General features: G+C 70.2%; 18 protein-coding genes and 1 pseudogene. 17 read left to right on the top strand and 2 right to left on the bottom strand.

What is annotated here, in order from left to right:
- The first annotated feature begins 19 nt into the window (after positions 1–19).
- From ALI22I_RS46940 to ALI22I_RS46880, 13 genes and pseudogenes are all read left to right on the top strand, one after another.
- Positions 20–1,717, top strand: a complete 1,698-nt coding sequence (locus tag ALI22I_RS46940; protein ID WP_077011965.1) for a ThuA domain-containing protein — start codon at positions 20–22, stop codon at positions 1,715–1,717.
- A gap of 16 nt (positions 1,718–1,733) precedes the next feature.
- A pseudogene (locus ALI22I_RS54350) lies at positions 1,734–3,101 on the top strand (RICIN domain-containing protein); the annotation flags it as partial.
- A 457-nt stretch (positions 3,102–3,558) separates the two neighbouring features.
- Positions 3,559–5,037 (top strand): sugar ABC transporter ATP-binding protein, encoded by a 1,479-nt coding sequence (locus ALI22I_RS46930; protein WP_238598926.1) that lies wholly within the window; start codon positions 3,559–3,561, stop codon positions 5,035–5,037.
- Between the two features lie 5 nt (positions 5,038–5,042).
- Positions 5,043–6,041 carry an ABC transporter permease gene (locus ALI22I_RS46925; protein ID WP_083752557.1) on the top strand — a complete coding sequence of 333 codons (999 nt, stop codon included), beginning with the start codon at positions 5,043–5,045 and terminating at the stop codon, positions 6,039–6,041.
- The gene (locus ALI22I_RS46920) at positions 6,038–7,027 is read left to right on the top strand and encodes an ABC transporter permease (protein WP_077011963.1); all 990 of its coding nucleotides are present in this window, start codon (positions 6,038–6,040) and stop codon (positions 7,025–7,027) included. The genes ALI22I_RS46925 and ALI22I_RS46920 overlap by 4 nt, the downstream gene beginning before the upstream one ends.
- 29 nt (positions 7,028–7,056) lie before the next feature.
- Entirely contained in the window at positions 7,057–8,244 is a 1,188-nt protein-coding gene (locus ALI22I_RS46915) for a substrate-binding domain-containing protein (protein ID WP_077011962.1), read from the top strand.
- 47 nt (positions 8,245–8,291) lie between these two features.
- The gene (locus tag ALI22I_RS46910; RefSeq protein WP_077011961.1) at positions 8,292–9,437 is read left to right on the top strand and encodes an inositol-3-phosphate synthase; all 1,146 of its coding nucleotides are present in this window, start codon (positions 8,292–8,294) and stop codon (positions 9,435–9,437) included.
- Positions 9,434–10,213 (top strand): SCO3242 family prenyltransferase, encoded by a 780-nt coding sequence (locus ALI22I_RS46905; RefSeq protein WP_077011960.1) that lies wholly within the window; start codon positions 9,434–9,436, stop codon positions 10,211–10,213. Before ALI22I_RS46910 ends, ALI22I_RS46905 begins: the two co-directional genes overlap by 4 nt.
- A complete protein-coding gene (locus ALI22I_RS46900; protein ID WP_077011959.1) occupies positions 10,210–11,538 on the top strand; it encodes an EboA domain-containing protein in 1,329 nt (442 codons plus the stop codon). The genes ALI22I_RS46905 and ALI22I_RS46900 overlap by 4 nt, the downstream gene beginning before the upstream one ends.
- Entirely contained in the window at positions 11,538–12,395 is an 858-nt protein-coding gene (locus ALI22I_RS46895; protein ID WP_077011958.1) for a TatD family hydrolase, read from the top strand. The genes ALI22I_RS46900 and ALI22I_RS46895 overlap by 1 nt, the downstream gene beginning before the upstream one ends.
- Positions 12,392–13,471: a metabolite traffic protein EboE gene (gene eboE, locus ALI22I_RS46890; protein ID WP_077011957.1), complete on the top strand. Its 1,080-nt coding sequence runs from the start codon at positions 12,392–12,394 to the stop codon at positions 13,469–13,471. Before ALI22I_RS46895 ends, eboE begins: the two co-directional genes overlap by 4 nt.
- Positions 13,468–14,853 carry an alkaline phosphatase family protein gene (locus ALI22I_RS46885; RefSeq protein ID WP_077011956.1) on the top strand — a complete coding sequence of 462 codons (1,386 nt, stop codon included), beginning with the start codon at positions 13,468–13,470 and terminating at the stop codon, positions 14,851–14,853. The genes eboE and ALI22I_RS46885 overlap by 4 nt, the downstream gene beginning before the upstream one ends.
- 12 nt (positions 14,854–14,865) lie before the next feature.
- Positions 14,866–15,717, top strand: coding sequence for a sugar phosphate isomerase/epimerase family protein (locus ALI22I_RS46880; RefSeq protein WP_077011955.1), 852 nt, complete (start codon positions 14,866–14,868; stop codon positions 15,715–15,717).
- A gap of 36 nt (positions 15,718–15,753) precedes the next feature.
- Here ALI22I_RS46880 and ALI22I_RS46875 read toward each other — a convergent pair whose 3' ends face one another.
- On the bottom strand, positions 15,754–16,809 hold the full coding sequence (locus ALI22I_RS46875) for a LacI family DNA-binding transcriptional regulator (protein ID WP_077011954.1): 1,056 nt from the start codon (positions 16,807–16,809) through the stop codon (positions 15,754–15,756).
- A gap of 552 nt (positions 16,810–17,361) precedes the next feature.
- Positions 17,362–18,135 carry a FadR/GntR family transcriptional regulator gene (locus tag ALI22I_RS46870; protein WP_077011953.1) on the bottom strand — a complete coding sequence of 258 codons (774 nt, stop codon included), beginning with the start codon at positions 18,133–18,135 and terminating at the stop codon, positions 17,362–17,364.
- A gap of 157 nt (positions 18,136–18,292) precedes the next feature.
- On the opposite strand from ALI22I_RS46870, the gene ALI22I_RS46865 reads away from it, so the two are divergent.
- The 4 genes from ALI22I_RS46865 (at position 18,293) to ALI22I_RS46850 (ending at position 24,475) form a co-directional block, all read left to right on the top strand.
- Positions 18,293–19,561 carry an ABC transporter substrate-binding protein gene (locus tag ALI22I_RS46865; protein WP_077011952.1) on the top strand — a complete coding sequence of 423 codons (1,269 nt, stop codon included), beginning with the start codon at positions 18,293–18,295 and terminating at the stop codon, positions 19,559–19,561.
- Between the two features lie 162 nt (positions 19,562–19,723).
- Complete coding sequence (locus ALI22I_RS46860; protein WP_238598925.1) at positions 19,724–20,551, top strand: carbohydrate ABC transporter permease; 828 nt, start codon at positions 19,724–19,726, stop codon at positions 20,549–20,551.
- A complete protein-coding gene (locus ALI22I_RS46855; RefSeq protein WP_238598924.1) occupies positions 20,551–21,918 on the top strand; it encodes a mandelate racemase/muconate lactonizing enzyme family protein in 1,368 nt (455 codons plus the stop codon). Before ALI22I_RS46860 ends, ALI22I_RS46855 begins: the two co-directional genes overlap by 1 nt.
- 199 nt (positions 21,919–22,117) lie before the next feature.
- On the top strand, positions 22,118–24,475 hold the full coding sequence (locus ALI22I_RS46850) for a ricin-type beta-trefoil lectin domain protein (protein WP_077011950.1): 2,358 nt from the start codon (positions 22,118–22,120) through the stop codon (positions 24,473–24,475).
- The last annotated feature ends 23 nt before the right edge of the window (positions 24,476–24,498 follow it).

Here is a 24,498-nt window from a genome sequence, read left to right as displayed (position 1 = left end):
CCTCCCAGGAGGCCAAGAGATGAGAAGCTCCCTCACCCGACGCGTGGTCGGCACGGCCGCGGCCGTGCTGACCATCGCCGCCCTCAGCACGAGCCCACCGGCCACCGCGGCCGACGCACCGTACGACGTGCTGGTGTTCTCCAAGACCGCGGGTTTCCGGCACGACTCGATCCCGGCGGGCATCCAGCTGATCCGTGACCTCGGCGCGGCCAACAGCTTCACGGTCACCACCACCGAGGACTCGGCCCACTTCACCTCGGCCAACCTGTCCCGGTACGAGTCCGTGGTGTTCCTCAACACCACCGGGGACGTGCTCAACGCCACGCAGCAGACCGCGTTCGAGTCCTACGTCCGTGGCGGGGGCGGGTACGTCGGCATCCACTCGGCGTCCGACACCGAGTACGACTGGCCGTTCTACGGCGAGCTGGTCGGCACCTACTTCACCTCGCACCCGGCCATCCAGCAGGCGACGGTCCGGGTCGAGAACCGGGCGCACCCGGCCACCGCGCACCTGAGCCCGGCCTGGACCCGGACCGACGAGTGGTACAACTTCCGCGGCAGCGTCCGGTCGACGGCCCGGGTCCTGGCGACCCTGGACGAGTCGACCTACAGCGGCGGCTCGATGGGCGCCGACCACCCCCACACCTGGTGCAAGCCGGTGCAGAGCGGGCGCTCCTTCTACACCGGCAGCGGCCACACCCAGGCCAGCTACGCCGAGGCCGGCTTCCGCGCCATGGTCCTCGGCGGCATCCGCTACACGGCCAACCGGGCCGACGCGGACTGCCGGCCGGAGAACGGCTACACCACGCTGTACAACGGCTCCACCACCGGTTGGACGCAGGTCGGTCCGGGCGGCTTCACCAACAGCGACAACACGCTGACCTCGTCCGGCGGCATGGGGATGCTCTGGTACAGCGCCAAGGAGTTCCGCTCCTACTCCCTCAAGCTGGACTGGCGGATGCCCGGGGACGACAACTCCGGCGTGGTCCTCGGGTTCCCGGTGGGCAGCAGCGCGGACTCGGCCCTCGCCAACGGCCACGAGGTGCAGATCGACGCCACCGACACCGCGGACAAGACCACCGGCGCGATCTACGGGTTCAAGGGCGCCGACCAGGCCGCCCGTGACGCCGCGCTCAACCCGCCCGGCGAGTGGAACACCTTCGAGCTGCTGGTCGAGGGCGAGCGCCTCCAGGTGTTCCTCAACGGCGCGCTGATCAACGACTTCACCAACACCGACCCGGCGCGGTCCCTGGCGTCCGGGCACATCGGCATCCAGAACCACGGCACCGGCGACGACGTGTCGTTCCGCAACATCCGCATCAAGGAGCTGGGCGGCACTGTGCCGCGCACCGGGCCGATCACCGGAGCCTCCGGCAAGTGCGTCGACGTCAGCGGTGGCAGCACGGCCGATGGCACGAGGTTGCAGCTGTGGTCGTGCAACAGTGGCGTGAACCAGCGTTGGACGGTCAACGGCTCCACCCTGCGCGCGTTCGACAAGTGCATGGACGTGTCGGGCACGGCCAACGGGGCCGCGGTCCGGCTGTGGACGTGCAACGGCAGCGGTGGCCAGAACTGGACCGCGAACGCCAACGGTTCCCTGGTGAACCCGCAGTCGGGCAAGTGCCTGGACGCGAACGGCGGCGGTTCCGCGGACGGCACGCAGTTGATCATCTGGAGCTGCCACGGCGGCACCAACCAACGGTGGACCCTGCCTTGAACCGAAGGAGTGTTCGATGACAGCCAGCGGTGAGGCCTTGGCCTCCCCACAGACGCGACGCAGACGACCGGTGACGGCCGCCGTGGCGGCGGTGCTCCTCGCGGCCGGCACGGTGACCGCGGTGACCGCGTTGCCCGCGTCGGCGGCCACGATCGACACGAGCGCGTGGTACGTCCTCGTGAACCGCAACAGCGGCAAGGCGTTGGACGTGTACGGCCTGTCGACGGCCGACGGCGGCCGCATCGCCCAGTGGACGCGCAACGACGGCGCGAACCAGCAGTGGCAGTTCCTGGACTCCGGCGGTGGCTACTACAGGCTCAAGTCGCGCCACTCCGGCAAGGTCCTCGACGTGCCGAACTCGTCGACCGCCGACGGCGTCGCGATCCAGCAGTGGACCGACCACGGCGGCACCAACCAGCAGTTCCGGGCGGCCGATTCCGACGGCGGCTTCGTGCGGTTGATCGCCCGGCACAGCAACAAGGCGGTGGAGGTGCAGGGCTCCTCCACCGCGGACGGCGCGAACGCCGTCCAGTACGCCGACACGGGCGGGAACGGCCAGCAGTGGCAGATGGTCAAGGTGGGCGGCGGCGGTGAGCCCGGCGGCTCTGGCTGCGGCAAGGCCCCGACGTTGCGCAGCGGCTCGCACACGATCACGAGCAACGGCAAGACCCGCAACTTCGTCCTGCGGGTGCCGGACGGCTACGACAACACCCGGCCCTACCGGTTGATCTTCGGTTTCCACTGGCGTGGCGGCACGATGAACGACGTGTCCTCCGGCGGTACCAGCGGTGCGTCGTGGGCGTACTACGGGATGCAGGAGCAGTCGAACAACAGCGCGATCCTGGTGGCTCCCCAGGGCTTCGGCAACGGCTGGGCGAACTCCGGCGGTGAGGACGTCACGTTCGTCGACGACCTCATCAAGCGGATCGAGGGCGACCTCTGCGTCGACCCGAAGCTGCGGTTCGCGATGGGCTTCAGCTACGGCGGCGGCATGAGCTACTCGCTGGCGTGCTCCCGGGCGACGGTGTTCCGCGCCGTCGTGGTGTACGCGGGTGCGCAGTTGAGCGGGTGCTCCGGCGGTACGCAGCCGATCGCGTACTTCGGCATCCACGGCATCTCGGACAACGTGCTGAACATCTCGCAGGGACGGTCGTTGCGCGATCGGTTCGTGGCGAACAACGGTTGCGCCGCGCAGAGCCCGCGCGAGCCGGCTGGAGGCAGCCGCACGCACATCACGACGACGTACTCGTGCCGAGCGGGGTACCCGGTGCAGTGGGCCGCGTTCGACGGGGGCCACGGGCCGGGTCCGGTCGACGGCTGTGCCTGTGAGGACGGCGCGCGGACCTGGACCAAGGGCGAGGCGTGGAGGTTCATCGCCCAGTTCTGACCGCGAACCAACCCCACCCAGTACGGCAGGCGGGGCACCTGGACTTCCCGCTTCGTGATCATCCCGGCCAGAGCGATGAGCTCGGCCGCCGGTCGCGGAGCGGCGAAGCCCAGGTGCCCCCGGGTTTCGTCGTGCCGTTCGAACGCCAGGCCGGAGTGCTCGCCGTCGATGAGGCCGAGCGTCGCGGCCAGGCGCAGCGGTGTCCACAATGGAGGATCGCGGGTCGTGGGTCAGCGCCACCCACAACGAAGGGAACCGCACATCGTAGTGATGCCAAGGGTTTTGATTGACATGCACCCGACGGCGCTCCTACGGTTCGCGTCATGGTCGTGGTCCGCCGAACAGCGGCGGACCGGGCGGCCGACCGAATCCCCGGAGAGCGCGGCCGTTCGGCGGGCACGTGCACGGCTGCTGCCACGACTCTCTCTCCGGGAACGTGGACGGAGGTGCGCGGGTGAACGTGCGGCTGGAGGGCGTCACCAAGAGCTTCCTCGGCGTCACCGTGTTGCGCGGCGTCGACCTCGAACTGCGAGCGGGCGAGGTGCACGCACTGGTCGGCGAGAACGGCGCCGGCAAGTCGACCCTGCTGAAGGTGTTGGCAGGCGTCCACCGACCGGACTCCGGTCGGATCGTGCTGGGAGGGAAGGAAGTCTCGTTCGGCACCCCGCGTGACGCGCAGGCGGCGGGCATCTCGATCATCCACCAGGAGTTCACCCTCCTCGAACACCGGTCGGTCGCCGAGAACGTGTTCCTGGGCCGCGAACCCGTGCGACGCGGCCAGGTCGACAGCCGGGCGATGGAGGCCGAGACGCGACGGCTGCTGGACTGGCTCGGCGAGGAGGGCATCGAGCCCGACACCGAGGTGGCACGGCTCTCCGTCGCGCAGAAGCAGGTCGTGGAGATCGTCAAGGCGCTGTCCACCGAAGCCGGGGTGCTCGCGATGGACGAGCCGACCGCCGCGCTGGCCGATCACGAGGTCGAGCTGCTGTACGCGCTGGTGGGTCGGCTGCGGGAGCGGGGGATGGCGATCCTCTACGTCTCCCACCGGATGCGCGAGGTGTTCGACCTGAGCCAGCGGATCACGGTGCTGAAGGACGGCGCGTTCGTGGCGACCTCGGCGACCGGCGACATCACCTCCGACCAGCTCGTGCGGCAGATGGTCGGCCGTCCGCTCGAAGCCCTGTACCCGGAGCGCGGCAACGACGTGGGCGACGTGCGGCTGGCGTTGCACGCGGCGGGGAACGACCGGGTGCGGGACCTGGACTTCGGGGTCCGTGCCGGTGAGATCGTCGGCCTGGCCGGGTTGCAGGGCTCCGGGAGATCCGCGACGGCGCGGGCGATCTGGGGTGTGGAGCCGTTCACCACGGGCTCCGTGGCGGTGGACGGCGTGCCGGTCCGCGTCGACCGGCCACGTACCGCGGTCCGCGCCGGCATCGGCTACGTCACCGAGGACCGCAAGGGCGAAGGTCTGGTGCTCCGGCAGTCGGTGAAGGACAACGTCCTGCTCGTGCGGCGGGCGGCACTGCGGGGAGCGGCGGCACGGCGCGCGGCCGACCTCACCAGGCTGCTGGAGTCGGTCACGGTCACCGCACGCGGGCCGCACCAGGAGGTGCGTTACCTGTCGGGTGGCAACCAGCAGAAGGTCGTGCTCGGCAAGTGGCTCGCGGTCGAGCCGCGGGTGTTGATCGTGGACGAGCCGACACGCGGTATCGACGTGGGCGCGAAGCAGGCCGTCTACCGGCTGCTGCGCGACCTCGCGGGTGGGGGAGTGGCCATCCTGATGATCTCCTCGGAGTTACCCGAGCTGATCGGCATGAGCGACCGGATCATCGTCATGCACGAAGGCGCCGTGGCGGGCGAGCTGCCGGCCGGCAGCTCGGAGGAAGCTGTGATGAGGCTGGCCACCGGACACGGGATCGGTGACGCCGCGTGAGCGTCGTGCGGGAGCGGGCCCTGCGGAACGCGAGTGCGACGCGACCGCGGAAGTTCGCGCTCACCCCCACCGTGACCGTGTACGTCGCGTTGGCCGTGCTGCTCGTGGTCGGCAGCGTCCTGGTCGCCCTCGACGGCGGTGTGCTGCTCGACCAGGGCGGCATCCTCAACATCCTGACCCGCAGCACCGTGCTGGGACTGGTCGCGGTGGGGCAGACCATCGTGATCATCACCGGCTCGCTGGACCTGTCCGTGGCCTACCTGGTCGGGCTGAGCTCGCTCGTGGCGGCCGAGACCATGGCGGGCAGCGGGACGATGATCGTGCCGGGGGTGCTGCTGGCGCTGGCGGTCGCGGCCGTCGTCGGGCTCGTCAACGGACTCGTGATCACGGTTCTCAAGGCCAACGCGTTCATCGCCACGCTCGGGGTCGCGTTGGTCCTGCGCGGGTACCTCGAACACAACTACACCGGGCCGGCGGGCAGCGTGCCCCGTTCGTTCCAGCACCTCGGGTACGACCGGATCGGGCCGATCCCGGTGGCGGCGCTGCTGATGCTGCTCATCGCCGCGGGCGCGTGGTGGTACCTGCGGCGGACCCGCGGCGGTTACCACATGTACGCGGTCGGTGGTGACGTCGACGTCGCCCGGCTGTCCGGTGTGCGCACCGGCCGGACGATCGTCACCGCGCACGTGCTGTGCGCGGTCATGGCCGGACTGGCCGGGGTGTTCCTGGCCAGTCGGCTGGGTTCCGGTGCGCCGTACGTCGGCACCGACGCGGGGTACGACCTGGAGTCCATCGCGGCCGTGGTGCTCGGCGGCGCGGCACTCGCCGGTGGCCGCGGCGGCGTGGTCGGCACGATCGGTGGCGTGCTGATCCTGGCCACCCTCGACACCGTCTTCGACGACCTCGCGGTCGACCCGTTCTTCAAGGACGTGGTGCGGGGCATCGTGCTCATCGTCGCGGTGGCGCTGTACGCCCGCCGCCAGTCGTCCCGGAGGTCGACGTGACGTGGCGACCCCGCCTGGCCGACGGGACCGCACCGGTGCTGGTCGTGCTTGTGGTCCTGCTGGTGGCACTGGCCTTCGCCGGTCCCACGTACGCCGAGCCGACCGGGTACCTGGCGCTGCTCAAGCGCGCTGCGCCGTTGATGATCCTGGCGATCGGCCAGTACTTCGTGGTCGTGTCGGGTGGTTACGACCTGTCGGTGGGGTCGCTGGTGACCGCGGAGGTCGTGATCGCCGCACGACTGGTCGACGGGGACGACGCGAACACGTCCTGGGTGATCGCGCTGCTGCTCGGCTTCGGCGTCCTCGTCGGGCTGGTCAACGGCCTGATCACGACGAAGCTGCTGGTGCCGTCGTTCATCGTGACGCTCGGGATGCTGCTGGTGCTCGACGGCGCGGTGTTCCTGTGGACCGGTGGCGCGCCGCGCGGCGCCCTGTCGCCGTCGTTCCGGACGTTCGGCCGGGGCGGGATCGACGTGCCGGTCCTGGGCCAAGTGCCGTGGTCGGTGCTCATCCTGCTGGTGGTGCTGGTCGCCGCGGCGCTGTTCATGCGCGGCGGCACCGGGCGGACGCTGCTCGCGGTGGGCGACAACGACACGGCTGTCCGGCTGGCCGGTGGCCGTGTCGACCGGCTGCGGCTGATCGCGTTCGTGCTCTCGGGACTGCTGGCCGCGCTCGCCGCCATCCTGCTCGCCGGGTTCGCCGGGGTGTCCGCACAGGTCGGAAACGGCTTGGAGTTCCGGGCGATCACCGCGGTCGTGCTCGGCGGCGTCCTGCTCGGCGGTGGTCGCGGCTCGGTGGTCGCCGCGGCTGCCGGGGCGCTGTCGTTGGAAGCCCTGTTCTCCCTGCTGAACCTGCTCGGTGTCTCGGGCGCGCTCGAATCCGCCGTGCAGGGCGTGATCATCATCGCGGCGGTCGCCTACGCCGCGCGCGGCACCGGCTTGCGACGAGTGCTTCGGCCTCGCAAACCCGAACCGGTGACCTCTTGAACACCGCCGAAGAACCAAGGAGCAACACCATGCGCAGGAAGTGGTTCGGAGTCGTCCTCGCGGGTGCCCTGGCGGCAACCGGTTGTTCGAGCGACCTGCCCGCTGCGGGCCCAGGCGCCACGACTGCGTCCGACCAGGCGGTGAAGTCCGAGTTCTTCGACCAGGCCGAGTACGAGCGCCAGTTGAAGTTCCGCACCGCGAAGGCCGTCGACCTGGACGGGGCGAGCGGGGAGGCCAAGCCCTGGGCGCAGATGCTCGACCCGAAGATGGTCGCCACCACCGAGTACGCCAAGCCCGGCGGCAACTACCACCTGTGCTTCTCCAACGCCTCGGTCGACAACCCGTGGCGGCAGGTCGGGTTCAAGACCATGCAGGAGGAGGTGAAGCTGCACCCGGAGATCGTCAAGTTCACCGTGCTCGACGCGGAGGCCAAGGACGACAAGCAGATCAGCGACATCCAGTCGTTCGCCGCGCAAGGGTGCAGCGCGTTGATCGTGTCGCCCAACACCACCGCCACGCTCACTCCCGCCGTCGAGGCGGCGTGTGAGACCGGGGTGCCGGTGATCGTGTTCGACCGCGGCGTCAACTCCGATTGCCCGGTCACCTTCATTCACCCGATCGGCGGGTTCGCGTTCGGCGCGGACGGCGCGGAGTTCCTGAAGGAGAAGGTGCCGGCGGGCGGCAAGGTGCTGGCGTTGCGCATCCTGCCCGGCGTGGACGTGCTGGAGCAGCGGTGGGCCGCGGCGAACGAGATCTTCGCCGGCAGCGGGCTGGACATCGTCGGTGTCGAGTTCACCGACGGCGACGCGGCCAAGACCAAGACCATCGTCAACGACTACATCCAGCGCGAAGGCCGGATCGACGGCGTGTGGATGGACGCCGGCGCGACCGCCGTCGCCGCGGTGGAGGCGTTCCAGGACGCGGGTGTGCCGATCCCGCCGTTCGTCGGCGAGGACCAGCAGGACTTCCTGCGGACGTGGGTCACGGAGAAGATGACCGCGGTCGCGCCCACGTACCCCACCTTCCAATGGCGGACGCCCGTCATCGCCGCGCTCAGAATCCTGGAAGGCAAGCAGGTGCCGGAGGAATGGGTGCTGCCCCAGCCCAAGGTCACCCAGGACGACGTCCAGGACTTCATCAAGCAGGACATGCCACCGCTGCACTACGCCATGTGCGGCTGCGAGTCGATGCCGGGCTACCCCGGTCCCTGGAAGTAGCCGTGGCCGGGCTGACCGCGCGGCACCCCGGATCGGAAGGAGAACCAATGGCGGATGAGTCCACCGGGCTCTGGCTGATCGGCGCACGTGGCTCCGTCGCGACGACCGCCGTGAGCGGGCTGCTGGCCCTGCGCGCGGGCCTGACACCCGTCACCGGATGTGTGACCGAGCGACCCGAGCTGGCCGGGGTCACGCTGCCCGGGTGGTCGGACCTCGTCGTCGGCGGGCACGACATCGCGCAGACACCCCTGGAGAAACGGGCCGAGCTGCTGGCCCAGGGCGGTGTGCTGCCGCACCACCTGCTGGAGTGCGTCAAGTCCGGTCTGCGTGAGGTCGACAGCGAGATCCGGACGGCGAGCTTCGACGGTGTCCAGGCCGACGTCGCCCGGCGGCTGGCCGCCGACATCACCGAGTTCAGGGAACGGCACCGGCTCGCACGCGTCGTCGTGGTCAACGTGTCGTCCACCGAACCGCCCGTGCCGCCGCTGCCCGAGCACGCCGAACTGGCCGCGTTGGAGCGGGCGTTGGCCGATCCCGACCGGAACGTGCTGCCACCCAGTTCGCTGGCCGCCTACGCGGCCCTGCGGGCGGGCTGCCCGTTCGTCGAGTTCACACCCTCGACCGGGATCGCCCTGCCCGCGTTGGACGAGCTCGCCCGACGGGAGGGCCTGCCCTACGCCGGGCGGGACGGCAAGACCGGTGAGACCCTGCTGCGCACGGTGCTCGCGCCGATGTTCACCGCACGGGGACTGACGGTCCGGTCGTGGGCGGGCACCAACCTGCTCGGCGGCGGGGACGGCGCGACGCTGGAGGACCCGGCGCACGCCGACAGCAAGCTGAGGTCCAAGGCGAACGGGCTCGCGGCCCTGCTCGGCAGTGAGGTGACCGCACCCCTGCACATCGACAACGTGCCGGACCTCGGCGAGACGAAGACCGCCTGGGACCACGTGTCGTTCGAAGGGTTCCTCGGTGCGCGGATGAGCCTGCAGTTCACCTGGACCGGCTTGGACTCGGCACTGGCGGCACCGCTGGTGCTCGACCTCACCCGGCTCGTCGCCGCGGCCCACGCGGCGGGTGAGAAGGGCGCGTTGGGCGCGTTGGCCTTCTTCTTCAAAGACCCGCTCGGCAGCGAAGAACACCGCTTCGCCGAGCAGACCCGCGCGCTGTACGAGTGGGCGGGAGGACTGGGATGAGGGCGTACCTGCAACTCGTGCGGGCGCCCGCCGCGTTGACGGCGCTCGGCGACACCCTCGTCGGCACGGACGCGCCGTTGCGGGGCAGGCGCCTGCTGCTGCCACTGGCATCGGCGGCGCTGTACTGGGCGGGCATGGCGCTCAACGACTGGGCGGACCGCGACCTGGATGCCGTGGAACGGCCGGAGCGGCCCATCCCGTCGGGACGGATCAGCCCGAACGCCGCCTTGGCCACCGCAGTCGGCTTGACGGGCGCCGGCATCGGGCTCGCCGCGGCGGCCGGGCGCAACGCGGTGCCGCTCGCCGTGGCGGTGTGGGGCTACGACACGGTGTTGAAGAACACCCCCGCCGGTCCGTTCGCGATGGCCGCGTGCCGGGGGCTCGACGTGCTGCTGGGAGGCCGGGCCCCGTTGCCCGCCGCACTGATGGCCCTGCACACGCTGGGCGTGACGGCGCTGTCGCGCGGCGAGGTGCACGGCACGTCACCTGCCGTCGCCAAGGCCGTTGTGGGCGGGACGGCGATGACCGCCCTGACCGCTTTGATCGCCGGCGGTCGGCCCACTGCCGTCGCGGCGGCCGTGGCCTACGCCGCCTCGGTCGGACGTGCGCAATGGGCCGTGGTGCAGGACCCGTCCGCCGCACGTGTGCGCGCGGCGACCAAGGCGGGCATCCACGGCATGGTGCTGCTGCAATCCGCGCTCGCCCGGCACGGTTCGGCGATCGTGCTGGTCCTGCCGCTGGCCCGGGCGCTGAGCCGGAAGGTGAGCCCGACATGACGTTCCACGTCGGCTACGGCACCAACGGGTTCGCCAACCACCGCTTGGACGACGCGCTCTCGGTCATCGCCGATCTCGGCTACACGGCGGTCGCGCTCACGCTCGACCACCACCACCTCGACCCGTTCGCCGACGACATCGGCGCGCGGACCGAACGGCTCGCGGCACGTCTCTCGGCGCTGGGGCTGCGCGTCGTCGTGGAGACCGGGGCGCGTTACCTGCTCGACCCGCTGCGCAAGCACCACCCGACGCTGGTGAGCGAAGACCAGGAGGTCCGGGTCGACTTCTTGCTGCGCGCCAAGCGGATAGCGGCCGACCTCGGCGCGGACTGCGTGTCGTTCTGGTCGGGCGTCGGGCCCTCGGACAGCTGGGAGCACCTGAAGTCCGGTGTCGCCGCGGTGTTGACCGGCGGGCCGGCCGTGCCGCTCGCGCTGGAGCCGGAGCCCGGCATGGTGGTGGAGCGACTGGACCAGGCCCTGCGGCTCCGAGCGGAGCTCGGGAACCCCGAACTGCTCGGGATCACCTTGGACGTGGGGCACTGCGTGGCGGTGGAGTGGCAGGACGCGGCGGCGTGCGTTCGAGCAGCGGGCGGGCTGCTGATGAACGTGCAGCTGGACGACATGGTGCCCGGCGTCCACGAACACCTGGAATTCGGAGAAGGGCAGTTGGACCTTCCCGACACCCTCGCGGCACTGACCGACATCGGCTACACCGGTGTCGCCGCCGTGGAGCTTCCCCGACACAGCCACGCCGCACCCCTGGTGGCGAAGCGGGCATTCGAAGCGCTGCGCACCGCGAGTTGGCTGGCCATGGTCGAACAGGCGCTGCGGGCCGATCCCGCCTCCATCCGAACCCTGTTCCCCGTCGTGGGCCGAGCGGTGCGCGTCGGTGTGCAGGAGGCCCGCGTGCGGCTGCTCGTCACGTACATCGACATCGCCCAGGACGTGGCCGAAGGGCTCACCGCGCTCTACCGGCACGGCACGTCGGCCGAACGCCTCGGGATGTTGCGCGGGCTCGCCGAGATCGGCGGTCGAGTGCCGGAGACCGGGGTCGAGCTGGTCAAGGACGCCCTGCGCAGCAACGAGAGCGGGCTGGTCGCGGCGGCCATGGGCCCGTTCGCGGCGGATCACCTCGACCAGCACGCGTGGCGGCACGGCGTGCTGAAGCTCCTGTTCATGGGTGTCCCGTTGACGGTGGTCGCCGACCTCGACCGGCGCACGGACGACGAGTTGCTGCGCATGGTGTCCGCGTTCGCCGACGAACGCCGCGCGGCCGGCCGCCCGGTGCCCACCGACGCCCTCGAACTGCTCGGAAAGGCATCGTGATGCGCATCTTCGACCCGCACATCCACATGACGTCGCGCACCACCGACGACTACGAGGCCATGTACGCGGCCGGGGTGCGAGCGCTGGTGGAGCCGGCGTTCTGGCTGGGGCAACCGCGCACGAACGTGGGGTCGTTCCTCGACTACTTCGACGCTCTGGTGGGGTGGGAGCGGTTCCGCGCGGCGCAGTTCGGCATCGCCCACCACTGCGCGATCGCGCTGAACCCCAAGGAGGCCAACGACCCGCGGTGCACCGGCGTGCTGGAACACCTGTCGCACTACCTCGTCAAGGACGGGGTCGTCGCGGTCGGGGAGGTCGGGTACGACTCGATGACGCCGGAGGAGGACGACGCGTTCGCCCGCCAGCTGGAGCTGGCCGCCCGGCACGACCTCCCGGTACTCGTGCACACCCCGCACCGGGACAAGCTGGCCGGCACGCTGCGGACGCTGGACGTGGTCCGCGAGTCGGGCATCCCGCCGCAACGGGTCCTGGTCGACCACCTCAACGAGACGACCGTGGGCGCGGTCGCGGACTCGGGGTGCTGGATGGGGTTCTCCATCTACCCGGACACCAAGATGGACGAGGCGCGGATGGTGGCGCTGCTCGCCGAGTACGGCACCGAACGGGTGCTGGTGAACTCCGCCGCCGACTGGGGCCGCTCGGACCCGCTGAAGACCCGGTCAACCGGTCTCGCGATGCTCGAAGCCGGGTTCGACGAGTCCGAGGTCGACACCGTGTTGTGGCGCAACCCGGTGGACTTCTACGGCCAGAGCGGACGGCTCCTGCTCGACCCGGCCACCGCCGGCGCGACCGACACCGCCACCGGGAACTCGGTCCTGAGGGGCGAACGCCGGTGATCGCGTACTGCACGAACGTCCACCCGGCGAACGACCTCCCCGGCATCCTCGACCAACTCGACCGCCACGCGGTCGGCGTGCGGGCGCGACTGGGTGTGGACACCCTCCCGCTGGGCCTGTGGCTGCCCGCGTCGGTCGCGCGCGGACTGGCCGAGGACAGGTCCGCGCGGCTCGGGCTGCGGGCCGAGCTCGCCGCCCGGGGGCTGACCGTCAGCACGCTCAACGCCTTCCCGTACGGCGACTTCCACGGCGAGGTGGTCAAGCACGCCGTGTACCGGCCGAGCTGGGCCGACCCGCGGCGCCTGGCCTACACCGCCGACTGCGCCACCGTCCTCGCCGACCTGATGCCCGACTCCGCCTCGTACGGCAGCATCTCGACGTTGCCGCTGGCGTGGCGTGAGCCGTGGGGCGACCGCGACGACGCGGTCGCCGAGGCCGCGCTGACCGAACTGACCCGCAGGTTGCGGGGGAGTGGCGACCGGCCGATCAGGCTCGCGGTCGAGCCCGAACCCGGCTGCGTGCTGGACACCGTCGCGGACGCGGTGGCGTGGCTGGCCGGTCGCGTCGACCCCGAGTACGTCGGCATCTGCCTGGACACGTGTCACCTCGCGGTGTCGTTCGCCGACCCGGCGGCAACGGTCGCGGCGATCCGTGCGGCCGGGTTGTCGATCGTCAAGGTGCAGGCGTCCGCCGCCCTGGAGGTCGCGGAACCCGGCAGCGAGGAAGGCCGGCGTGCCGTCGCCGCCTATGTCGAACCCCGCTACCTGCACCAGGTCCGGGAGAACACGCCGGACGGCGTGCTGGCCGCGGACGACCTGCCGGACGCGTTCGCGACCCTGCCCGCGCGGCACCCGTGGCGGGTGCACTTCCACATGCCGCTGCACGTCCAGCCCGCACCGCTGCGTTCGACCACGGACGTGCTGGTGGCCGCCATGGCGGCGGTGGAGCCCGACACCCACGTCGAGGTGGAGACCTACACGTGGAACGTGCTCGCGGACGCGGGCGACCTGACCGACGGGATCGCCGCGGAACTGCGATGGGCCCGGGACCACCTCTGGACGGGGGTATCGGCGTGAAACCACTGGTGGTCGTGGACGTGGTCGGCATGACGCCGGCGCTCCTCAAGCACATGCCCAACCTCGCGGGCCTGGGCTGGCAGGCCGAACTGGGCACGGTGCTGCCCGCCGTCACGTGCAGCGCCCAGGCGACCCTGCTCACCGGGCTCACCCCCGCCCGGCACGGCATCGTGGGCAACGGGTGGTACTTCCGCGACCTCGGCGAGATCCACCTGTGGCGCCAGCACAACCGGCTGGTCGGGGGTGAGAAGCTGTGGGAGACCGCACGGCGCGTCCACCCCGGCTACACGGCCGCGAACGTCTGCTGGTGGTACGCCATGGGGGCGACCACCGACATCACCGTCACCCCGAGGCCGATCTACCACGCGGACGGCCGCAAGTCGCCCGACTGCTACGTCCGCCCACCCGACCTGCACGACCGGCTCACCGGGGCCCTGGGCGAGTTCCCGCTGTTCCAGTACTGGGGCCCCACCGCCTCCCTGGCCTCCAGCGAGTGGATCGTCGGCGCGGCCGTGAAGGTCCTGGCCGACCACCGACCCGACCTGGTGCTGGTCTACGTGCCGCACCTGGACTACGACCTGCAGCGGTTCGGGCCCTCGTCACCGCAGGCGATCAAAGCCGCGGCCGACGTGGACAAGGCGCTCAAGCCGCTCCTGGACTCCGACGCGACGATCGTCGCGCTGTCGGAGTACGGCATCACCGATGCGCGCAGGCCGGTCGACGTCAACCGGGCGTTGCGGGCGGCAGGGCTGCTGGAGGTCTACGAGCAGGCCGGCATGGAGTACCTGGACCCGTGGACGTCCCGCGCGTTCGCCGTGGCCGACCACCAGATCGCGCACGTCTACGTCGCCGATCCCGCGGACCTGGCCAAGACCCGCGCCGTGCTCGACGAACTGCCCGGGGTGGACGTGGTGCACGACCGGGACGCACAGGCGAAGGTGGGGCTCGACCACGAGCGTTCCGGCGAGCTGATCGCGGTCGCCGAACCGGACGCCTGGTTCACCTACTACTACTGGACCGACGACAGCCGTGCGCCCGACTTCGCGCGCGGCGTGGACATCCACCGCAAACCCGGCTACGACCCCGCCGAGCTGTTCTTCGACCCGGCCGACCCACTGGCCAAGGTCAAGGCGGGGTTGAACCTGGCACGCAAGAAGCTCGGCCTGCGGTATGCGATGAACGTGGTGCCCCTGGACCCGTCGTGCGTGCGCGGCACGCACGGCAGGCTCCCGGACGTGGCCGCCGACGGCCCCGTGCTGCTGTGCTCCGACCCGGCAGCCGTGCCGCGATCGGTCGAGCGCGACGGGCGACTGGCGGCCACCGACGTTCGCGACTTCCTGCTGGCACTCCAAGGGATCAGCGGTCCGCCCGCGCGGCAGTGAGGAATCAGGCACATGTGGGACATCGGCGTCAGCACCTGGGTCTGGGCGTCACCGCTCACCGACGACGTGCTGGCGGGGCTCGCGCCGCGCATCCGCGAGTGGGGCTTCGACGTCATCGAGCTGCCGGTGGAGCACCCGGGCGACTGGGACCCGCACCGGGCGGCCGAACTGCTGGCGGCCCTGGACCTGAAGGCCTCCGTGTGCCTCGCCATGGCGCCCGGTCGGGACCTGGTGGAATCCGACACCGTCGCCGAGACCCAGGACTACCTGCGGCACGTGGTGGACGTCGCGGCGATCGTCGGCAGCGGCGTGGCGGCCGGACCGGCCTACAGCGCGACGGGCCGCACGTGGCGGATCGGGAACCGGTCGCAGGTCTACGCCCAGCTGCGCGAGAACCTCGCCCCGGTGGTCGAGCACGCGGCGTCGAAGGGCGTCCGCATCGCGGTGGAGCCGTTGAACCGCTACGAGACCAGCCTGCTCAACACGGTCGGGCAGGCCCTGGAGGCGCTGGACGGACTGCCCGAGGAGGGCTGCGGCCTGGCGCTGGACACCTACCACATGAACATCGAGGAATCATCGCCGGTCGCGGCCATCCGGGCCGCGGGCGAACGGATCGCGCACGTCCAAGTGTGCGCCAACGATCGCGGCACGCCGGGTGCCGACCACCAGGACTGGCCCGCGTTGTTGCGGGCGCTGGCCGATGCCGGCTACCGCGGTCCGCTGTGCATCGAGTCGTTCACGCCGGACAACGCCACCATCGCGACGGCCGCTTCGATCTGGCGGCCGTTGGCGAGTTCGCCCGACGCCCTCGCCACCGGGGGGCTGACGTTCCTGCGCGACGCCGTCGCACCGTTCAGCGGGTGATCTCGCCTCACCCGATCCGCGTGGCGGGTGCTCGGCTCATCGAGGCGGCGCCACGGAATCCCGGTGGCGGACGGGCATCGGGACGCGGTGGGTGCTGCCCCGGTGCACGCGGTCCAGGTCGGGGTGATCGGTGTCGGCGAAGAGGAGGTCGACGGCCTTCGCACCGAGGTCGTGGTGCGGGAGGGCGACGGTGGTGAGGCCGGGGCGCAGCCAGGAGGCGATGGGGTGGTCGTCGAAGGAGACGACGGAGACGTCGTCGGGCACGGTGAGGCCGGCGTCCTGCAGTGCCTGGTAGGCGCCGAGCGCGAGTCGGTCGTCGAGGCAGATCAACGCGCGGGGACGTGCCTTGGCCAACAGGTCCCGGGTCGCCTCGAAGCCGTACTTCGGCAGCCACCAGCGGCACGGGTGTCCGCTCTCCACCTCGACGCCCACTTCACCGAGCTCCTGGCGGATACCGGTGAGCCGGTCGAACGCCGCGGTCCGGCCCGCAGGGACGTCGTCCCCGGACGGGCCGACGCCGATGAGGTGGATGCCCTCGGCGTGGCCGGCGTCGAGGAGCACGCGTGCGGCGGCGCGGCCGGCTTGGACCTCGTCGGGCAGGACGGAGACGAGCGGTGACGGCTCCCGGGGCAGCAGGTTGAGCAGTACCGCGGGTCCGGTGGCGAGTTCGGTCGGGATGCTGATCGTCCTGGTGTGCACCGAGGCGAGGATGATGCCGTCGACGTGGTAGTCGTGCATCGTCTCGATCAACGTGCGCTGAAAGCCGGCATCGCCCTCGGTCTCACCGAACAACAGCGTGACGCCGTGCCTGCGGGCCGCGCCCAGCGCACCTTTGATCATGTGGCCCGCGAGTCGTGAACTGGCGACGGAATCGGACACGAAGGCGATCGTCTGCGTCCTCGCCCCGCGTTGTCCCATCGAGACCCGGTTGCGGCGGTATTCCAACTCCGTCGCCGCTTCGCGGACCCGGCGCTGCATCTCCTCGGAGATCCGCAGGTCGCGGCCGCGCCCCGATAAGACCAGGGACACGGTGGTTTGGGAGACGCCGACCACCTTGGCCACATCGGCCAAGGTGACCCGTCGTGCGCCCAACGTGGACCTCCGTTCGCCGAGTCCGGCCGCCGGTGCACGGCGACCGGTGCATGCACAACAAGGGATGGGGCCGTTCGGATCGACAGCTGGGCCACCGGGAGCGCTCCCAGAGCTGGTGAAGCTTCGCGCGACGGCCGTTCGTCAGCCGCCCGTCAGCCGGGGCCGCCGGTTCGGGGCGCACAGGGTGCGCGGCCGTTCGGCCGTTGTGGCATGAGCTGCTCCACTACGTTGTGGTGCTCGTGGGCCGGAGTCCGACGAGCTGGATCTCCTGTCGATGAGTCTGACTCATCGAGCCGTGGTCCTGGCTAACCATGACAGCCTGTGAGCGGCCGTGTCGTCAAGGGAACGAGCATGCCTATTTTCCGGAGCAGTAGCGCTCGTTCGGCCATCTGGTCCGTTTCGCCGGGAAGCTACTCGCAGTTGATCGAGTAAGTACTACTCATCGTTCCCCGTCGGGCGTCGGATCGGTATGCTGGCCGCACCCGTCGGCCGTGCGCATGGCGACGACTCAGCGGAGTGCCGCGCGAGGGGGTGATGTCGCCGAGTGGCCGCCTAGCGCTCCAGGCGGCTCGGGTCTCCGTTGTCGGTACGGCGCACCAACCACGCTTCGGTGATGTGGGTGAACATGGCTTCGGCGGCGCCTGCCGGGTCGTGTGCCGCGATCCGTTCGTAGATCCGGCGGTGTCCTTGGTTGGACGCCACGCACAGGGCGCGTTCGCTTCTGCCCGTGTAGCGGGCGGTGTTGATGACCTGGCTCTCCAGAGAGCGCACGACGCCCCGGGCGATGCGGTTGCCCGACGCCTGCATGATCGTGTCGTGGAAGGCGCGGTCCTGCTCGCGGTAGGCGATGGGGTCGTCGACGAGTTGGTCCATCCGGTCCACGAGGGCGCGTAGCCGGTCGATCGTGTCCTGGTCGGCCGTGCGGGCGGCGACCTGGGCCATGTCCGATTCGAGGAGCCGCCGGGTGACCACGAGATCGTCGAGCACGGCCAGCGTTTCGTCTTCGGCGATGGTGGCCGCGAGGACGAGTTCGTCCAGCATGTTCCACATCGCGGGCGGGGTGACCATGGTGCCGGCGCCTTGGCGCACCTGGACCAGGCCCTTCTCCTGGAGGATCTTCACCGCTTCGCGGATGACGGTCCGGCTGACCGAGAAGGTCGCGCCGAGTGCGGGCTCGGGCGGCAAGGACGTCCCGGAGGGGTGGACGCCCCGGACGATGCGCCCCACGAGTTCCGCGGTGACCGCCTTGGCCAGGTTGGCCGGTCGACGCGCCCACTCGGGAGGTGCGGGTGCGTCTTCGGCCGCTCGCCGGTCCGCTGCGGTCATCTTTCCTCCGGTTGCGCCATGCGCCCCGGGTGCTTTCAGGGCTGCGGCGAGTATACGTAGCACCGTTGACGTCATACGTCATACGACGTTACGTTTGTGGCCGCAATCGCGCCGAGCGCGTAGATCGCCCGGCCGCCGTCTGGGGAAGTGAGCAGCAATGAAGCAGCGCGCACTGTGGTCGGCTGCCCTGGTCCTGGGTCTGGCACTGGCGTCCGGCTGCGGAAGCGCCACGGCGCCGGGATCCTCCGGCAGTTCGGGCGACAAGCTGGTGGTCTGGGACTGGAAGTCCGGCGATGCGAATGTGGCCGCGTACCTCGACAAGGCGAAGGCCGATTTCGCGAAGAGCCACCCGGACACCGAGGTCGAATTCGTGGCCCAGCCGTTCGACCAGTACTACACGCTGCTCGGGGCGGCGATCCAGTCCGGCAAGGGGCCCGACGTCATGCTCTTCAACGGGGGCGGTCAGCTCCGTGACCGGGTCGACGCGCTGGTGCCGCTGGACGAGTACGTCGCCCAGGACAAGCAGCGGCTGGCGGGCTGGGAGGCGTTCACCCGGGACGGGAAGACCTATGCCTCGCCGGTGACGCTGCAAGGTCACCCGCTCTACTACAACAAGGCTCTGTACGAACAGGCGGGACTGGACCCCGAGGCGCCCGCCAAGACGTGGGACGACTTCGTCGAGAACTGCGGCGCGATCACCGGCAAGACGGGTGCCAAGTGCTTCGGCGTGGGCAACAAGGAAGGCATCGGAATCCAGTTCTTCCTGTCCAGCGTCGGTTCGGCGGTGCTCGCGCCGCAGGAGTACGACGACTGGATCGCCGGAAAGCGGAACTGGGCCTCGCCGGACGTGAAGCGGATCTTCGAGCTCTGGAAGCAGGTCAACGACGCCGGCCTGAACAACGACGGGGTCAACTCCACCGCGATGTTCAACGACGCGTTCGCGGTCTTCCAGTCGGGCAAGGCCGCGCACATCATCGGCCTGATGTCCGACATCGGGCACTGGAAGGACTTCGCCGAGTTCCTCGACCCGGACGACGTCGGCGTCATGGCGGCGCCGGTGGTCAACCCCGCGGCGACCCCGAGCCTGCCGTACGACGGTGGAATCGGCTACGCGGTCGCGAAGTGGACCAAGGACCCGAAGGTCGCCGCCGACCTGGTGCGGTCGTTGACGTCGTCCGAGGCGCTGAAGGCCTTCTACGCGGACGCGGGCGCGATCGCATCCGACACCACCATCGACGTCTCCGCCGGCGGCCCGGCCGTCACCACGATCACCGCGGGGATCAAGACCGGCAAGCCCGCCCTGCACGTCGCCTTGTCCTCCAAGACGGTCGATCTGATGGGTCGCCTTTCACAGCAACTGCTCAGCGGCTCGATCACCGCAGACGAGGCCGTGGCGCAGCTGGCCGCCTCCGACAAGGCGAGTTGATCCGTGCCGTCCGGAGGTTCCCCGTCCTCGGTTCGCCCGGTAGTGGCTGGGCGAACCGAGAGGGGAGTGGTCGCCGGAGCGGCGGGGCGGCGACCGGGGAGGCCGTTCTCGCGGCGAACCCGTCGCGGGTCGAGGGTCGAGCGCCTGGCGCCGTTCGTCCTGGTGGCGCCGGCCGTCCTGATCATCGTCGTGCTGCGGCTGTGGCCGCTGGTGCTCGGGGTCAACTTCTCCTTCACCGGTGACGGCGACCGCAACGGCACGTCGGTCGGCCTGGACAACTACGTGACCCTGTTCGGCGATCCGCTGTTCCGCACCGCGTTGGGCAACGTCGGCCTGCTCGTGCTGTTGCTCCCGGTGGCCGTGGCGATCCCCGGTCTGCTCGCCACGTTGATCTACCTGCGGGTCCCCGGACATCGGGTCTACCGGGGCGTCTACTTCTTCCCGGCCGTGCTCTCCCCGGTGATCGTGGGTGCGATCTTCAACCTGTTGCTCGCCTACGACGGTCCGCTCAACGCGGTCCTCGGCGGGGTGGGCCTCGGGCCGGTGGACTGGCTCGGCGATCCGGACGTGGCGATCTTCGCGGTCGTCGGCGTGCACGTCTGGGCGACGTTCGGCATGGCGCTGGTCGTGTTCCTGGCCGGGTTCGCGGCCCTCGACCCCTCGCTGCTGGACGCCGCCAAGGTGGACGGCGCGTCCCTCCCGCAGACCGTCTGGCACGTGATCATCCCGGGTCTGTCCCGCACGATCCAGTTCGTCTTCGTGACCACGATGATCGGCATGTTGACGTCGATGTTCGGCCTGTTGTTCGTGATGACCAGCGGCGGTCCGGAGGCGTCCACCTACCTCCCGGAGTACTACATCTGGGTCCAACAGGGACAGTTCAACCAGCCCGCGCTCGCCTCCGCCGCCTCGACGGCACTGTTCCTGATCATGCTCGTGGTGGGGCTGGCCCAGATCGCCGTCCTGCGCCGCGCGGGCAGGGAGGGCTGATGGCCGGCCGCCGGTTGACGAAATGGGTCGTCGCGGTGCCGATGGCCGGGCTCGCGCCGGCGACGATCTACCCGCTGGTCATGCTTCCGACGGGTGCCCCGGCACTCCTCGTCGTCTACCTGTTCCTGCAGCGCCAGATCGCCGACGCGTCACCGCGGGGGCCACGAAGGGCTGACAAAATGCGCATCACTGGTTACCGGACCCTCACCACCGTCCAGGACTGGGGTCGGCCGGTCGGCGACGCCAACGGCGTCTTCGCCGACGGCCTCGTCCGGGTTCCGATCGTCGTCGTCGAGACGGACGTGGGCATCACCGGCGTCGGGTTCGGACCACACGTGGAGATCGACTCGATCTTCGCCGCCTTGGAGGGCGAGGACCCGCGCGGCGTCACCGCCCTCTACGACCGGATGCTGCGCCAGACGTTCAAAGCAGGCCACGCGGGCGCGGTGTTCGGCACCATCGGCGCCCTCGACACCGCGCTGTGGGACATCAAAGCGCAGGCCGCCGGCGAACCGCTGTGGCGACTGCTCGGCGGACGCGACCGCCGCGTGCCCGCCTACGCCTCCGGTGTGGACATCGGGCTGGGCGACGACGAACTCGTGGCGCTGTACGAGACCTATGCCGACCGCGGACTGCGGGTGGCGAAGATCAAGGGAGGTCTCGACGTCGATCGGGACCGGGACCGCCTCATCCTGGTGCGCGATGTGCTCACCAACGCCGGTCGCGGCACACGGCCGGGTTTGATGCTCGACGTCAACGAGGCGTTGACCCGCAAGCAGGCGGTGCGCCACGTCGTCGAGCTCGAACGGACGCTCGACCTGATCTGGATCGAGGAGCCGGTCCGGCGGTGGGACGCGGAAGGCCACGCGGTCGTCGGCCGTGGCGTCCGCGCGTCGGTCGCCAGCGGGGAGAACCTCTCCGGCCTCGAACAGTACCGCCCGTTGATCTCGACGGGAGCGATCGACGTCGTGCAGGCGGCCGCGGGCTGGGGTGTCACGCACTTCCTGCGGGTCGCGGCCCTCGCACACGCCCACGACCTGCCCGTCAGCCCCATCGGCAACACGCCGGTCGGGTTGCTGCACGCCGCGACGTCCGTACCGAACCACCTGGTCAGCGAGCTGCAGGACTTGCGGCCGCCGTCGGGGATCTCGGTCGACCTCCACGTCGAGAACGGGGCGTTCATCCTGGGCGACAGCCCGGGGCTGGGCGTCCGCGTCGACGAGGAAGCGATCGTCGCGTCTCGCCGTCGACTCGCCGTCCCGGTGTCCGAAGGTCCCCACGTCCGGCCGGAACGCGCCGGGCAGCGCCTGCTGGCGGTGGTGCGGGACACCGTCACTCCCGATCGCCTGGATCCCTTGCCGTCGTGATCGACACGTCGTGACGACCACGTCAAGGTCGCGTGTCCGAGTGCGTCCCACGCGCCGTGGCAGCGGCCGAGCACTCGGCTGAACCGCCTGCGTCACAACGAAGTGCCCATCCGCCACCTCGACCGGCCGCCACACAACACACTCCAATGCCAGGAGGCCTCCTTTGTTAGCGTCCTCGTCCTCTGCGGTGCGAAGGCCGGTGTCGGCCGGCGTTGCCGCTGTGGTGTTGACCGCCGCCGTCGCGGCGGTAGCCCTCGCTCCTCCCGCGTCCGCCGCCACCACGACCCTCTACGCGTCGCCTTCAGGCACCGGCACCAGCTGTTCCGCCGCCCAGCCGTGCTCGTTGCCCGCCGCCCAGGCCGCGGTGCGGTCGCAGAACAGCAGCATGTCCGGTGACATCGTCGTGCAGTTGGCCGACGGGGTGTACCGGCTCTCCGAACCGCTGCGGCTGACCGCGGCGGACTCCGGCAACAACGGTTACCGCGTGCTGTGGCAGGCGGCCCCGTCCGCGCGTCCGGTGATCAGCGGCGCCCGCGCCGTCACCGGCTGGTCGGTGGTCGACGCCGGGAAGAACATCTGGCGCGCGAACGTCCCCACCGGGGCCGACTCCCGCCAGCTGTACGTCAACGGCGCGATCGCGACCCGGGCGCGCACGCAGGTGAACCGGGCCGACTTCACCTTCGCCAGCACAGGTATGAGATTCTCCAACTCCGCGCTGAACTACCTCAACAACCTGGGCAACCAGAACCGGGTCGAGGTGGAGAGCGTCAACTCGTTCACCGACCGGTACTCGCCGGTGCAGAGCATCAGCGGGAACTTCCTCACCATGCAGCAGCCCGCGTGGAACAACAACACCTTCGGGTACGACACGCTCAGCCAGCCGCACCGGGCGGGGCCCTTCTACCTGGCCAACGCGTACGAGTTCCTGGACTCACCGGGGGAGTGGTACCTCAACCCCGCTACCGGCGCGTTGTCCTACATCCCGTTGGCCGGGCAGAACATGAGCACCGTCAGCGTCGAGCTGCCGGTGCTGCAGTCGCTGGTGGACGTCGGCGGCACCTATGACGCGCCGGCGCACCACATCTCGTTCAGCGGGATCACGTTCACCGGCACCACCTGGCTCGGCCCCAGCAGCAACCAGGGGTACGCCGACCAGCAGACCGGCGCCTACATGACGGGCAACTGGAACTGGCCGGGCGACCGGCTGACCTCGTGCCAGAACGGCTGCACCCAGTTCGAGGCGGCACGACCGCACTGGAACCAGATGCCCGCCGCCGTGCAGGTCTCCGCGGCCAACAACATCACCTTCAGCGAGTCCCAGTTCCTCAACCTCGGGCAGACCGCCATCGGTATCGGCAACGACGCCAACGCCCACGCCAGCGGAGTCGGCCTGGGCGCCAGCAACATCACGGTCACCCGGTCCGAGATCGCCCGTAGTTCCGCCGGCGGCATCGTGGTCGGCGGCGTGCGCGCCGACGCGCACCACCCGAGCGACCAGCGGATGGTCAACCGGGACATCACCGTCAGCTACAACCGCATCCACGACCTCGGCATCGAGTACCGGGGTAACGTCTCGGTGCTGAACACCTACGTCACCAACGCCACCGTGTCCCACAACGAGGTCTACAACATGCCGTACTCCGGCATGTCGATCGGGTACGGCTGGGGCGCCAACGACGCCGGCGGCAACAACAACTACGCCAACCGCGGCCTGTACAACTACCAGCCGCGCTACACGACGGCCACCACCGCGTCCAACAACCGGCTCATCAACAACTACGTCCACGACGTCATGCAGCAGATGAACGACGGCGGGTGCATCTACACGCTGTCGTGGAACCCGGGCGCCTCGATCAGCGGGAACCACTGCCAGCGGACCAACGGCTACTTCGGGGTCTACTTCGACGAGGGCTCGAAGTACTACTCAGTCACCGGCAACGTCTTCAACAACACCGGCACTTGGGCCACCGCCAACTACTGGGGTGGCGAGAACATGGGCAACTGGACGGTCACCAACAACTGGTCGACCAACGGCAGCACCAACGTGACCAACGGTGATCGGGGCAACGTGGTGTCCGGCAACACGGTCGTCTCCAACGGCAACTGGCCGGCCGGCGCGCAGGCCGTGATGGCCAACGCCGGGCCAGGGGGCAGCACCAACACCGGCCCGCAGAACGCCATGCTCGTGGGAACCCAGTCGGGACGCTGCGCCGAGGTCGCCAACGGGAGCGCCAACGGCGCCCAGGTCCGGCTCTGGGACTGCGGCGGCGCCACCAACCAGCGGTGGACCTACACCTCCGGCAAGCAGTTGATGGTGAACGGCAACAAGTGCCTGGACGCCAGCGGCGCCGGGACCGCGAACGGCACCGCGGCGATCATCTGGGACTGCCACGGCGGCACGAACCAGCAGTGGAACGTGAACGCCAACGGCACCATCACCGGGGTGCAGTCCGGGCTGTGCCTGGACGCCAGCGGCAACGGGACCGCGAACGGCACCTTGATCCAGCTCTGGTCGTGCCACGGCGGCACGAACCAGCAGTGGAGCACGCGCAACTGAGCCACCGTGCGGGGGGCCGGCAC

The organism is Saccharothrix sp. ALI-22-I (assembly GCF_001984175.1).
Classification (GTDB): domain Bacteria; phylum Actinomycetota; class Actinomycetes; order Mycobacteriales; family Pseudonocardiaceae; genus Actinosynnema.
Note: the sequence above shows the minus strand (reverse complement) of the source record. Positions and strands in the feature narration are given on the sequence as shown.